The sequence below is a fragment of the Mesorhizobium sp. M0676 genome, from assembly GCF_040320535.1.
Taxonomy (GTDB): Bacteria; Pseudomonadota; Alphaproteobacteria; order Rhizobiales; family Rhizobiaceae; genus Mesorhizobium.
This window is the reverse complement of sequence record NZ_JAMYPU010000046.1, coordinates 1-12,636: the sequence shown is the minus strand read 5'-3', so window position 1 is coordinate 12,636 and position 12,636 is coordinate 1. Positions and strand designations below refer to the sequence as shown.

The following is a 12,636-nucleotide window of genomic DNA, read 5'->3' as shown; positions in this document are numbered from 1 at the left end:
GAGCAGATGCCGGTCGGCGCAATCGCCCCGCCAACGGGCGGAAGACCAGCATCGTCTCGGCTGAAAATGTTTAGATCAGGATCTGGTAAGAAGAAAAATCAGCGCGTGACCGCTTCGTGGTCGTAGCGTTCCCAGCCCTTCGGGCCGAGATGCTCCTGCGGCATGAAGCGCATTTTATAGTTCATCTTGCGCGAGCCGTTGACCCAGTAGCCGAGATAGACATGGGGCAAGCCCATGGCCCGGGCGCGGGCGATATGGTCGAGGATCATGAAGGTGCCGAGCGAGCGGTCCTCGAACTCGGGATTGAAGTAGGAATAGACCATCGACAGGCCATCGGCCATCTTGTCGGTCAGCGCCACGGCGATCAGCTCGCCCTGGCCCTTGCCGGTGATAAATGTGTCGGGGCCGCGGCGCCGGTATTCGATCACCTTGGTGTCAACATGGGTATCCTCGACCATCATGGCGTAATCGAGCACCGTCATGTCGGACATGCCGCCGCGGCGGTGGCGGGCGTCGAGATAGCCGCGAAACAGCGAATACTGCTCGGTCGACGGCTGCGCGTCGTGCATGGCGCCGATGAGATCGGAATTGCGCTGGATCACCCGCTTCATGTTGCGGCTGGCGGTGAACTCCTGCGCCAGGATGCGCACCGAGACGCAGGCGCGGCAGGTCTCGCAGGCGGGACGGTAAGCGATGTTCTGCGAGCGCCGGAAACCGCCTTGCGTCAACAGGTCGTTCATCTCCGGCGCCTTGTCGCCGACCAGATGCGTGAACACCTTGCGTTCGAACTGGCCCTCAAGATACGGACACGGCGATGGCGCGGTCAGGAAGAACTGCGGCGACTGGGTCGGATGGTGCGTCATCGAACCTTGGGAACACTCCTGCGAATCGCTCTACCTTTGGCTTGGCTGGCGAAAAATTCAACAGGATTGTGAAGGCGGGGTTGAACGGACCCCTTCACATTTGCGCACAAATGCCTGTTGGCGTCGGTTGAACGCCGGTTCAACGGTCGCTGCGGCTGACGACGGTGCCAAGCAGCAGGTCGTGCAGTGTGCGCTTGCGATCGGAAAACAGCGTCACCAGGAGGACGAGCGGCGTCAGGATGACCGTGCTCGCCCAGAACAGCACCGAATGGACAACGGCGGTGAGGCCGTCGATACGGCTGCCGTCGAGACGATCGAGCCGAATGCCCATCATCTTCATGCCTGATGTGGCCTGGTAGCGACCGCCCAGCGTGTTCCAGATGTAGAGAATGGCGACCGCCGGCACGAGGATGGAATACAGCGCCCAGCCAAGACCGAATGTCAAAAGGCCAAGCACGGCCACCAGGATCGCGAACGGAATGGTGAGCAGCGCCACGATGCAATAGTCGATGATGAAGGCCAGGATGCGCCGCGTGCGCACACCGTCATAGGCCCTGACGTCGTCGAGCCTGCTGGTGATGATTTCGCCGTCAAGTACGCGCGCGTTCATGTCATGTCCTCGTAACAGGCGCCACGCTAGGGTGCGCCGCCACTGAAATGGTGAAGACCGCGGGCGGAATCAAGATCGGTTCGTCCATCGGTCCGGGTCGGCAGTGTGACGCGGTTGAGCCGATTGAATTTGGTGGACGGATGGCGTTAGCTTGCTGCGGCGCAACAAGACGCCGAGGGGACGGGGTTACATGGATTACGACATGCTGGTCATCGGCAGCGGCCCTTCCGGGCGCCGCGCCGCGGTGCAATCGGCAAAGCTCGGCAAATCGGTGCTGGTGGTCGACAGGGGCCGGCGCCTCGGCGGCGTCTCGGTGCACACCGGCACCATCCCGTCGAAGACGCTGCGCGAGACGGTGCTGAACCTGTCCGGCTGGCGCGAGCGGGGCTTTTACGGCCGCGGCTACCGGGTCAAGCAGGACATCTCCATCGCCGACCTGGTCGAGCGGCTGCACAAGACGCTCGACCACGAGGTCGAGGTGCTGCAGCACCAGTTTATGCGCAACGCCGTCAAAAGCGTCCGCGCCATGGCGAAATTCGTCGGCCCAAACAAGGTCAGCCTGACGGCAGACAATGGCGACTACTCGGAGGTTGGTTTCACCAATGCGCTGATCGCGGTCGGCACCAGGCCGCACCGGCCGCGCGACGTGCCTTTCGACAAGATCCGCGTCTTCGACAGCGATGAGATGCTGGAACTCGACCATCTGCCGCGCACGCTGACGGTGATCGGCGCCGGCGTCATCGGCGTTGAATATGCGACGATCTTTTCGGCGCTCGACGTACCGGTGACGCTGGTGGAGCCGCGCAACACCATCCTCGATTTCGTCGACCGCGAGATCGTCGACGACTTCATCCACCAGATGCGCGACCGCGGCATGACCATTCGCCTCGGCAGTACGGTCAAGGAAATCGTCTCAAAACCCGACTATGCCGAAGTGACGCTCGCCGATGGCCGCACCATCCGCTCCGAGATCGTGCTTTACGCCGCCGGCCGCAGCGGCAATCTCGGCAGCCTCGGCCTCGACGTGGTCGGCATCGAGGCCGATTCCCGGGGCCGCATCAAGGTCGATCCGCAGACCTTCCAGACCAGTGCGCCCAACATCTATGCCACCGGCGACGTCATCGGTTTCCCCAGCCTTGCCTCGACATCGATGGAGCAAGGCAGGGTGGCCGCCTGCCACGCCTTCGGCGTGCAACTGCCACCGCCGCCGGAAACCTTCCCCTATGGCATCTACGCCGTGCCGGAAATCTCCACCGTTGGTCAGTCGGAGGAGCAGGTGCGTGAGAGCGGCGCTGCTTATGAAGTCGGTCTGGCGCGGTTCCGCGAAACCTCGCGCGGCCACATCATGGGCGTCAACTCCGGCTTTCTGAAGCTGCTGTTCTCGGTCGAAACGCGCCGCCTGCTCGGCGCCCACATCGTCGGCGAAGGCGCCACCGAACTGATCCATATCGGCCAGGCGGTGATCAACCTCGGCGGCACGGTTGATTTCTTCGTCAACAACACCTTCAACTATCCGACGCTGGCCGAAGCCTACAAGATCGCCGGGCTCGATGCCTGGAACCGGATGGGACAGGGCTAGGCGACGAGCATCTGCTCAGCTGTTCCGCCGGGCGCCGATGCGGTCTACCAAGGTCTCTTAGCCTGCCTGGCGTGCGGCCAATGCTGGTCCCGCAAGCCATTGCCGGACGATGGCGGCATCCGGGCCGCCGATTTCGTGACCTGAAGGCACGATGCGCGCATCGACCTCGGCGCCATGTTTGTTGAGCAGCGTCACCAGTGGCGGCGCAAACGGCCCGTAGGTCTCATCGGCGGCACCGGCGACAATCAGGACGCGCGTTCCGGTCAGATTGGTTGCCGGCGCATCGTCAAGCACGGGCATTGCTCTCAGCAACGCCGCTTTTCGGACGAGGCCGGAGTTGAGCAGCATCAGGCTGGAAACCAGATTGGCGCCGTTGGAATAGCCGAGGAAAGTCGCCCGGGCGAGGTCGAGCCCGTGGCGCTTTGCGGCCTCGCTTGCGAAGGCGGCAAAGTACGATGTTTCGGCACGGATGCTCGCCTGTTCGAAACTGGTCGGCGTGATCCGCTCGAACCAGCGGAAGCCGTCTTCTTGGCGGATGCGGCCACGCACCGCGACCAGCGTGGCGTTAGGGGCGATCTGCCTCGCAATCGGGACCATCGTCGTTTCGTCGACACCCGATCCGTGCAGTAAAAACAGGCTCTCGCCGCCGGCATTCTCCGGCTTGAGGAGGAGGTAGGGAAAGGCCAGATCCTGGTGCAGAAAGGCGTTCTCGTCGCTATATCGATGCACGCTCATATCTCGTTGTTTTCACGGAGACATTGGTCCTTTGCCAGCTTCAAAACGAAATATTTTCACGCTCCGCCAAATGTGATTGCAACAGGCTCATTTCAGACCGTTTCTGCGCCGATATGCTCCCTGCGGGAGGAATCGAAGCGGTGTGCGCCGATGGTCGCATCCCGGCATGAACAACGCGAGCATCCTTGCTCTCCTTTGAGGCCTTTTGTCGATGACCCTGCCAGTCCCGCCCGATCGCGCCCCGCGTATCGCCGATCGCGCTCCGCGTATCGCCGATCGCGCTCCGCGTATCCCCGATCGCGACACGCGCATTGACGTGTTCCGTGCGCTCGCACTCCTGACCATCTATATCGACCACGTGCCGGGCACCGTCTTCGAAACGCTGACCTACAAGAATTTCGGATTCTCGGACGCGGCGGAAGCCTTCGTGCTGATTTCCGGCATGTCGGTCGCACTCGCCTATGGCAACAAGTTCCAGCCGGGCGGCCGGCTGCTGGCGACGTTGAAGATGTGGCGCCGGGCCGGCGTGCTTTACAGCGCCCACATCGTCACCACCATGGTTGTGATGGCGTTATTCTGCGCCGCGGCGATGTTCGGCGGGCGGCCGGAACTGCTCAAGCTGATCAACATCGAGCCGCTGATGAAGAACACGCCGGAGGTCATGATCGGCATTGTCACGCTCGGCCACCAGCTTGGCTACAACAACATCCTGCCGGTCTATGCGGCGCTGCTGTTGATGGCGCCGCTCTTCCTGCTCTTCGTCAGCTACCGGCCGCTGCCGGCGCTGGTCTTTTCCGGCGCGCTGTGGCTCGTCGCCGGCCTCTGGCAGATCGCGCCGCCGAACTATCCCGAGCCCGGCTTCTGGTTCCTCAACCCGCTGTCCTGGCAATTCCTGTTCAACATCGGCCTTGCCGGCATGCTGCATGTCAGGCGCGGCGGCACAATTCCCGTCAATCGTTGGCTGGTGGGCGCCGCGGCGACCTATGTCGCGGCAGCGGCGGTCTGGGTGCACAGCCCGCTCTGGGGCGAGATAACGTGGTTTAACCTGCCCGTGGTGATCGGCGGCTTCGACAAGACGTTCCTGTCGCTGCCGCGGCTCCTGCACATATTGGCGGTGAGCTATCTGATCGTCGCCCTGCCGGCTTTCTCGAACCTGTTCCGTCTCAGCCCGGACCATCCGCTTGCCCTGCTCGGCAAGCGCTCCTTGCCGGTGTTCCTCGCCGGCACGCTGATCGCCATGGCGGCGCAGGTGATGAAGCTGATCAATCCGGGCGGCTTTGCCTATGACGTCTTGCTGATTTCGGCCGGCATCGCCATGCAATTCGCGCTCGCCTTCTATCTTGAGTGGCTGTCCGGCATCGGCTTGGGCAAAAAGCCGGTTCGCAAAGAAGCGCCAGCCGTTCACCAGACCTTCGGCATGCCCGCGATGCCAAGGCTAAGCCGATGATCCCACATCAGCCGCCTAGCTAGCAGGCGAGGGGCCGGACGACCCCCGCACCACAAGATCGACCGGCAGCAATTGCCGGTGCTGCGAGCCGTCATTTTCGAGGATCGCCTTGACGGCCAGGCGGCCCATCTCGGCGATCGGCTGGGCGACAGTGGTTAGTGGCGGCTCGGAGTCGGCGCCTTCCGGCACGCCGTCGAAGCCGACGATTGACACATCGCCCGGCACGGCAATGTTACGCTCGCGCAGCCAGTCGAGCGCATGCAGCGCGATCTTGTCCGACATGGCCAGGATTGCCGTCGGCGTCTGCGGCAGCGCGAAAATATGATCGAGGCCGGCCCGCACGCTCGCCTCGTCATTGAGGGTTTCGTAGATTGGCACTTGCGAGACGTCGATGCCGAAGCGGGAGAGCTCGCCGAAATAGCCACGCAGACGGTCGCGTGTGCCCGAGTAGAGGGATGTCGTCTCGACTTGCTCCTGCGTGACGGGACCAAAGCCAGCGTCGGCAGATTCCAGGGCGAGTACGGCAAAGCTGCGATGGCCGAACTCGGCCAGATGGCGCGCCGCCAGACCCGCGCCGGCGACGTTGTCGACGCCGATCGCAGCGACCGCCTCATTTTCCGAATCGAGATCAAGCGCCACGAAAGGCAGTTTGCGTTCGCGCGCCAGTTCGACCAGCCGCGACCCACCCTCGATGCAGAACACGATGAAGCCGTCGACCAGGGCGCTCTGGATGTTCCAGGCGAGCTGCTCGCTGTTGGCGGCCGAGACCAGCGAAATTCCGGCGCCGGTGGCGTCGCAGGCCTGCGAAATGCTGGCCATCATGACGCGGGCAAAGGGATCGTCGAAGAAATAGGACAATGGTTCTGCCGTTGCCACGCCGATGGCGTTGACCTTGCCGGCGCGCAGCAGCCGGCCCTTGGGATCCGGGCCGGCATAGCCCATCGCTTCCGCCGCCGCCTTGACCCGCTCGCGGACCTCTTCGCGCACGATTTCCGGGCGAGCGAACACGTTGGACGCGGTACCGTGCGAGACCCCGGCCGCCTTGGCGATGTCGGCAAGCCGCACTGGTCTCGTCTTGCCGGAGGTCAATGCCGTCATTTTCGTCTCCTGAACCGGAGCCTGTTTAGCACTTTCGTTGGATCGGTTCAAATTTTCCCTTGATCGGACGGCGGAGAGAGTCTATATTTGAATCGATCCAAGGGATTCACCAAGTACAACTTGGATCGATTCAAGAGGAGGGTGCCATGCATCCCGTGAATTATCTGTTCGAAGACATCTATGGCAATGATTGGGGCATAGTCTCCGACGCCGCCACCCGCAAGCGCCGCGACAAGGTCGGGCCGTGGAGGCGTGACCTGCAACACCTTGTGAAACGCAAGCGCAACTGATCGGCCCCGGCATTTTCGTGCCAGCTGATTGGATCGATTCAAGTTCTTGAAGAGGAGAACGAACATGCATCCCGTGAAGCATCTGTTCGAAGACATTTATCGCAACTACTGGGGTATCTCGCCTGCCGCGGAGCAGCCGGAAAGGCGGCGGCCGACCAAGTCTGCCAAGCGCAACCGCGACCTGCTGCCGCAAAACCGGCAGGATTAAGCCTCGTGTGATATCTGATGGGGCAGGGTTCTTGGCTCGTCAGGACCGTTGCCGCACGAGCGCCGAGGCCGCGATCACCAGCCAGCCCGCGATGAGCAAGGTGCCGCCGATCGGCGCCGACATCGGGAACAGCCGCGATCCCACGAAATCCCGTGCCAGCAGATCGCCGCAGAACAGAACAAGCCCGACGAGCAGCACCAGGCTGCCGATCCGCAAGATCCGGTTTGCGCCGGCGAGGCCGACGGCCAAAAACACCGGCGCATGCATGAGCAGGAAGGATGCGGCCGTGCCGACGAACGCGCCGCCGAGATGCGCTGAAGCCGCCGACAGCGCCACGCCCGCCGCGCCGGCAATGCCGCCGGCGAAAACGAGGATGCGCGCGCTGTTTGCTGGTGCTGACTCGGCGATGCTCATGTCTCGGGCTCCGTGATTGACGATAGGCGGCGCGACCTGTCTGTCAGGATTTTTCCGATATCGCCAGCATGTCGCGCGTGCGGCGCGCCTGGGCCAGCCAATTATACGCGGCACCGCCCGCCATCAGCACCGACGTGCCGAGAAACACCGCGCGCATGCCGAAATGGCCGCCGACGAAGCCGCCCAGCAGCGGCCCCGCGACCTGGCCGACATATTGCGCCGAGATTGCCAGGCCCAGCACATTGCCGCCGACCCCATCGGGAACATTGTGGCGGATGACGCTGGTGATGCAGGGCAACAGCCCGCCCAGCACCAGACCCATAAGGAACCGCAGCCCGACCAACTGCCAGCTCTCGGTGACGAAGGCCTGCGGTATCAACAGCAGCGCCGAGACGGCCAGCGATGCGACGATGACGTTCCAGTGGCCGATGCGGTCGGCGAGCTTACCCAGCCGTGACGCCGACAGGATGGCGCCCAGCGCCGCCGCCGACATGACGACACCGGAGACCAGCGTCACCCGGCTTGCGTCCGCGACCAGTTGCTGGACGTAGACGGTGATGATCGGCTCGATCGACATGTTGGCGAAGGTGAACAGCATGCCGGTTGCCAGCATCGCCACGACAGGGCGTTTGTCGGGGATCTGCGCCCAACCGCCCTTTGGTTTCTCCTTGGGTTGTGCCTGCATTGGCGGGCGAGGCATCTCCTTGATCAGGAACGTCGTCGCCAGCGCCGCCAGGAAAATGACGCCGCCCGCGATGAGGAAGGTGGCGCGAATACCGATCAATGGCGGCAGCGCGCCGCCAAGCAACGGGCCGACCAGGGAGCCTGCGGTGATGCCGGCCGACAGCACGCCGAGCGCCCAGCCGGAGCGCTTCTTCGGCGTCTGCATGGCGACAAGGATCGTCGAGCCTGAGGAATAACCGCCGGCAAAGCCGATCAGCAGGCGCAAAAGCACCAATTGCCAGACGGTCTGCACCATGCCGGTCAGCGACATGCAGATCGCCATGCCGAAACTGGCGCGCACCAGCATCACCTTGCGGCCGTAGCGGTCGCCGAGCCGCCCCCACAGCGGTGCGACAAGGGCGGCGGCAAGGAAGGTGGCGCCGAAGGCGATGCCGGACCATTGCACGATCGCCGCGTGGCCCACGGCGCCCAGCTGTTCGACATAGAGCGGCAGGAACGGCAGCAACAGCGTCATCGCCACAAGCGTGCTGAACGATCCGGCAAAGCACACGAGCAGGTTGCGCCGCCAATGAATGTTGTAGGTGGAAGGCGCTTCGGCGGCCTGCGCTGCACTGTCCTGCGGCATGTCCTATCCTGTCCGCTTGCTGCGGATACCATTTTGGGATACCAACTTGGTACCTCATGGACGCAAAGCCCGGCTGCTGTCAATCAGGCGCTCTCAATGTGATCGGCAAGACCAACGGGCAAGGCCGATCGCCAGCAATGGAAGCAACTATGTCGCAGATGCAGATCGTCGAAAAAGCGCTTCGCGAGATGATCCTTGGCCTTGAGGTCGGTCCTGGCGAGCGGCTGACGGAGCGCTGGATCGAGAGCCGCTTCGGCGCCTCGCGCACGCCGGTCAGGGCAGCCCTGCTGCGGCTGGAGACGGAAGGGCTGATCTGCCGCGACGGGCGCGGCTGGACCGTGTCGCCGATCAACCTTGCCGAACTGGAACAGATCGCGGTGTACCGCGAAGCGGTCGAGGTCGCGGCGGTCAGGCTGACTTCGGCGCTGGCCGACAGGAGCGCAGCCGATGTCATCGAGGCGATGCTGGACTCCTGCGACACTGCCACGCCGCGCGAGGAATGGCACCGCGTCGGCATGGATTTCCATATCGAACTGGCGCGGCTCTCCGGCAACGAGTTCCTGTTTCGGGCCGTGCGCGATGCCATGACGCGGCTGTCGCGGGCGCGCTGGCTGGAGGTGCGCGACGAGGCGGCCCTTGGCCGCGCCTGGAGCGAGCATCACGCCATTCTGGCAGCGGTGCGGGCCGGCGATGCCGATGCGGCGGCGGCGCGACTTTCCGCCCATATAGCCGGCAGCCGCGCCCGCCTGGTGACGTCGTTGCACAATGACCGGCGCGGCCTACGCGCCAGGGGTTTTGCCGTCGTCGCCGCTTGATACTGGTCACGAAAACGAAAGAACGCCGTCGCGATCCGCTTTCGGCCTCGCTTCGCGGACGCCGATGGCGTAAGAGGCGGCCATGGAAAACAACCGATTTGAAACACCCGTGACCGTTAAGTCGGGCACGGAGGGAAGCACTCAGCTCTTGCGTACGGTGCGCGAGGCTTCCGATTACCTGCTCAACAGCTGGCCCGGCAAGCGCAGCCCCAAGCACCGCGAAGCGCTGCAGGCCTGCCATGACGCGCTGGCCGGCGACAAGCCGGCGATGATTGCAAGACGCGCCTTCATCGCCGCCGCGCGCGAGGTCAACGTCTTCGTCAGCGACAAGGCCCCGGCCTGATCACATCGGCCTGATCACACCGGCATTTTGCCAGGATCCGGCCCGTTTCGCGGGCCGGTGATCCTGTCTTGCCTATTTTTCTGTCTCGGTGTCGGTTTTGGAACTTGCCTCGTTCTCAGGCTCGGCGCGCTCCTTGGCCGCGACCTTGGCGGCGAGCTTCTCCGCCTTCTTGGCGGCCTTCTGCCGGTCGCGCTCTTTGCGTTCCTGACCGTAATTCGGTGGTCGAGCCATATCGTTTCCTTTCGCTGTGCCTGATCCTGCCTAGAAGCATTGGCCGGCAAACACAACAGCGCCGCGAGGGCAGATGCCAGCGGTTCTGGACTTGCGTGATGGCGAACACAATGGTTTAGAAAAGGCTGCGGGACAGTTGCTGGAGCCGCCGCCGACCGATTTCGAATCAAAACGACCGATGGCCACGCTTCAAAGAAACGCACAGAAGCTGATCTACTATGCGCGCAACGCCATGCGCGACATCGCGCCGCCGGTTCTTTTCCGGCGCCGGCTCGGCCGGCTGCTCGATCAGGCCAGGCTTTCCGACGCATCGGTCCGCCAGCGGCTCAATTACTACAACACGCTGCGGGAGCCTTTTAGCCCCAGCCCCGAGGCCGTGCCGGTCAGCCGGCTGCCGTCGGACCGCAGCATGTACTATTACGATCTGAAGGAGTTCACCCGTTATTTCGACCCAGATCTGCGCATCGACCTGGAATTCGGCGACGTCATCGAAGTGCCGAAGATGCCGTCGATCGTCAAGGACCGGCCGATAGCGGGCGACAACGGCAACGGCGTCCTGTTCAAGCTGAACAAGTTCCGTCATTTCTACATGCCGGCCGACGATGTCGCCTTCGCCGACAAGCATCCGCTCGTCGTTTGGCGCGGCGAACTCAACAATCCGATCCGCACCTTGTTGCTGGATGCAGCCCGCAATCTGCCGTTCTGCGATGTCGGCACGCCGAGGGCGACAGCACTTGCGGAATACCGCAAGCCCTATCTCAGCATCGATCAGCAGCGCCGCTACCGCTACATCATCTCGCTCGAAGGCAATGATGTCGCGACCAATCTGAAATGGATCATGAGCTCGAACTCGCTCTGCCTGATGCCGCCGCCGACTTACGAGACCTGGTTCGCCGAGGGGCAACTCGAGCCCGATGTCCATTATGTGCCGCTGGCGCCCGACTTCAGCGATCTGGCCGAGCGGGTGCATCATCTCGAGCAGCATCCGGCCGAGGCCCAGCGCATCGTTGCGGCGGCCAACGCCTATTGCCGCAAATTCGCCGACGAGCGGGCCGAGCAGGCGATCTGCCTGCTCGTGCTCTACAAATATTTCGTGCTCAGCGGCCAGATCGAGCCCGATCCGCAGGTCTGGCGGTTTATCGCGGGCTAGCCGCTTCCGGCGCCCTTAAGTCAGATAACGCTGCGGTCCATAACCAGATCGGCCGGGCCGAAGCGGTCCTTCGCCGTAAACTGCTGGTGCCAGTAGGGATAGAGCACCGGCGGCCGGCTGACGGCATCGAGGCGCTGGCGTTCATCAAAGGACAGCGTCAGGCTTGCCGCGGCGAGATTGTCTTTCAACTGGGCCTCGTTGCGTGCGCCAATCACCAGCGAACTGACGGCCGGCCGGCCAAGCAGCCAGGCCAGCGCCACCTGGGCCGCCGAGACGCCGCGAGTGGCGCCGATGTCGACCAGCACGTCGACGATCCGCCACAGCCGGTCCTCGTCGCGGATCGGTGGTTCCGACCAGCCGCCGATCTGGCGCGCCGTCGGACTGTCGCGGCGGTATTTTCCCGACATCAGGCCGCCGGCGAGCGGGCTCCACACCAGCACGCCAAGGCCCTGGTCGACCGAGATCGGCAAGAGCTCATACTCGGCCTCGCGTGCTTCCAGCGTGTAGTGGATCTGCTGGGTGACGAAGCGCGGCTGGTGCTGGCTGTCGCTGATGCCGAGCGCCTTCATGACCTGCCAGCCGGAATAGTTGGAGCAGCCGACATAGCGGATCTTGCCCTGGGCAACCAGCGTGTCGAGCGCGGCGATGGTTTCCTCGAGCGGCGTCGCGCCATCCCATTCGTGCAGGAAATAGATGTCGATGACATCTGTCCTGAGGCGCTTCAGGCTCTTCTCGCATTCGCGGATCAGATGATGGCGCGACAGGCCCTCGTCATTGGGGCCCTTGCCGATCCGCATGCGCGCCTTGGAGGCGATCAGCACGTCGTTCTTGCGCTTGCCGCCGAGCGCCTCGCCGATGATCTCTTCCGACAATCCGTTCGAATAGACATTGGCGGTGTCGATGAGATTGATGCCGGCATCGATGCAAGTGTCGATGATGCGCGAGGCCTCCGCGAGATCGGAATTGCCGACGGCAGCGAACGGCCCGCTGCCGCCGAAGGTCATGGTTCCCAAGGTCAGCGTCGAAACTTTCAAGCCGGAACGGCCAAGCGTGCGGTATTCCATGTCGGTCCTCGCAATTTTGGTGGGTGGGGATTTACTGGAGAAGGGCGGGCAGCCCGAACGGGTCCGCCATTTGTAGGACAATTTGAGCGGCTTGTCGCCATGCCACGGCGATGGATCGGCAATGCTCGCCGATTTGCAGCGATGATCGGCTGGCTGGCGGGTTGCAATAAAACCGTCATTGCCGGCCTATATCAAGTCGGCTCAGGGTTTCATGTCAGCCGGCAAGCGGAGCAGTGGAAATGACCGAGTTGAAGCAGAATTCTCCGGCCAGGGATTGGCTGGAAGCCGAACTCGCCGACATGCTCGACGAGGACTATGAGCTTGAAATGTCGGAGCCGGCGCTGTCGCTGGAGATCTCCAAGATCTACAAGAACGCGCATCCGCCGTCGATCGACCGCATGCAGTATTTCCGCGACCTGATCGGCTTGCAGTCGGAACTGATCAAGCTGCAGTCCTGGGTTGCCTACCACAAGAAGAAGC

General features: G+C 63.3%; 15 protein-coding genes and 1 pseudogene. 8 read left to right on the top strand and 8 right to left on the bottom strand.

Annotated features, from left to right (window positions below; all coding sequences use genetic code 11):
- Positions 1 to 98: 98 nt before the first annotated feature.
- A complete protein-coding gene (locus NKI35_RS29420) occupies positions 99 to 863 on the bottom strand; it encodes an arginyltransferase (RefSeq protein ID WP_023682417.1) in 765 nt (254 codons plus the stop codon).
- Between the two features lie 139 nt (positions 864 to 1,002).
- Positions 1,003 to 1,473, bottom strand: coding sequence for an RDD family protein (locus NKI35_RS29415; RefSeq protein ID WP_023682416.1), 471 nt, complete (start codon positions 1,471 to 1,473; stop codon positions 1,003 to 1,005).
- 190 nt (positions 1,474 to 1,663) lie between these two features.
- On the opposite strand from NKI35_RS29415, the gene sthA reads away from it, so the two are divergent.
- Positions 1,664 to 3,052: a Si-specific NAD(P)(+) transhydrogenase gene (sthA, locus tag NKI35_RS29410; RefSeq protein ID WP_023682415.1), complete on the top strand. Its 1,389-nt coding sequence runs from the start codon at positions 1,664 to 1,666 to the stop codon at positions 3,050 to 3,052.
- A gap of 57 nt (positions 3,053 to 3,109) precedes the next feature.
- Here the strand turns inward: sthA and NKI35_RS29405 are convergent, their stop codons facing one another.
- Positions 3,110 to 3,781, bottom strand: coding sequence for an alpha/beta hydrolase (locus tag NKI35_RS29405; protein WP_352742281.1), 672 nt, complete (start codon positions 3,779 to 3,781; stop codon positions 3,110 to 3,112).
- Between the two features lie 217 nt (positions 3,782 to 3,998).
- Between NKI35_RS29405 and NKI35_RS29400 the strand changes: the two genes are divergently transcribed.
- Positions 3,999 to 5,234 carry an OpgC family protein gene (locus tag NKI35_RS29400; protein ID WP_352742279.1) on the top strand — a complete coding sequence of 412 codons (1,236 nt, stop codon included), beginning with the start codon at positions 3,999 to 4,001 and terminating at the stop codon, positions 5,232 to 5,234.
- A 15-nt stretch (positions 5,235 to 5,249) separates the two neighbouring features.
- On the opposite strand, the gene NKI35_RS29395 is transcribed toward NKI35_RS29400, so the two are convergent.
- Positions 5,250 to 6,332, bottom strand: coding sequence for a LacI family DNA-binding transcriptional regulator (locus NKI35_RS29395; RefSeq protein ID WP_023682412.1), 1,083 nt, complete (start codon positions 6,330 to 6,332; stop codon positions 5,250 to 5,252).
- 146 nt (positions 6,333 to 6,478) lie between these two features.
- On the opposite strand from NKI35_RS29395, the gene NKI35_RS29390 reads away from it, so the two are divergent.
- A complete protein-coding gene (locus NKI35_RS29390; protein WP_023682411.1) occupies positions 6,479 to 6,622 on the top strand; it encodes a hypothetical protein in 144 nt (47 codons plus the stop codon).
- 64 nt (positions 6,623 to 6,686) lie between these two features.
- Positions 6,687 to 6,830, top strand: coding sequence for a hypothetical protein (locus NKI35_RS29385; protein ID WP_352742277.1), 144 nt, complete (start codon positions 6,687 to 6,689; stop codon positions 6,828 to 6,830).
- Between the two features lie 39 nt (positions 6,831 to 6,869).
- On the opposite strand, the gene NKI35_RS29380 is transcribed toward NKI35_RS29385, so the two are convergent.
- Both NKI35_RS29380 and NKI35_RS29375 read right to left on the bottom strand, forming a co-directional pair.
- On the bottom strand, positions 6,870 to 7,244 hold the full coding sequence (locus tag NKI35_RS29380) for a DUF423 domain-containing protein (RefSeq protein ID WP_023673013.1): 375 nt from the start codon (positions 7,242 to 7,244) through the stop codon (positions 6,870 to 6,872).
- 43 nt (positions 7,245 to 7,287) lie between these two features.
- Entirely contained in the window at positions 7,288 to 8,553 is a 1,266-nt protein-coding gene (locus NKI35_RS29375; RefSeq protein WP_023682410.1) for a multidrug efflux MFS transporter, read from the bottom strand.
- Positions 8,554 to 8,702: 149 nt separating this feature from the next.
- On the opposite strand from NKI35_RS29375, the gene NKI35_RS29370 reads away from it, so the two are divergent.
- The gene (locus tag NKI35_RS29370) at positions 8,703 to 9,368 is read left to right on the top strand and encodes a GntR family transcriptional regulator (RefSeq protein ID WP_023689520.1); all 666 of its coding nucleotides are present in this window, start codon (positions 8,703 to 8,705) and stop codon (positions 9,366 to 9,368) included.
- A 109-nt stretch (positions 9,369 to 9,477) separates the two neighbouring features.
- A complete protein-coding gene (locus NKI35_RS29365; protein WP_245259900.1) occupies positions 9,478 to 9,711 on the top strand; it encodes a DUF982 domain-containing protein in 234 nt (77 codons plus the stop codon).
- A 72-nt stretch (positions 9,712 to 9,783) separates the two neighbouring features.
- Here NKI35_RS29365 and NKI35_RS29360 read toward each other — a convergent pair whose 3' ends face one another.
- Positions 9,784 to 9,942, bottom strand: a complete 159-nt coding sequence (locus tag NKI35_RS29360) for a hypothetical protein (protein ID WP_023673009.1) — start codon at positions 9,940 to 9,942, stop codon at positions 9,784 to 9,786.
- 178 nt (positions 9,943 to 10,120) lie between these two features.
- Between NKI35_RS29360 and NKI35_RS29355 the strand changes: the two genes are divergently transcribed.
- Positions 10,121 to 11,092, top strand: coding sequence for a glycosyl transferase family 90 (locus NKI35_RS29355; RefSeq protein ID WP_023682407.1), 972 nt, complete (start codon positions 10,121 to 10,123; stop codon positions 11,090 to 11,092).
- Between the two features lie 20 nt (positions 11,093 to 11,112).
- Here the strand turns inward: NKI35_RS29355 and NKI35_RS29350 are convergent, their stop codons facing one another.
- On the bottom strand, positions 11,113 to 12,156 hold the full coding sequence (locus NKI35_RS29350; protein ID WP_023715391.1) for an aldo/keto reductase: 1,044 nt from the start codon (positions 12,154 to 12,156) through the stop codon (positions 11,113 to 11,115).
- Positions 12,157 to 12,395: 239 nt separating this feature from the next.
- Between NKI35_RS29350 and NKI35_RS29345 the strand changes: the two are divergent.
- A pseudogene (locus tag NKI35_RS29345) lies at positions 12,396 to 12,636 on the top strand (polyphosphate kinase 2); the annotation flags it as partial.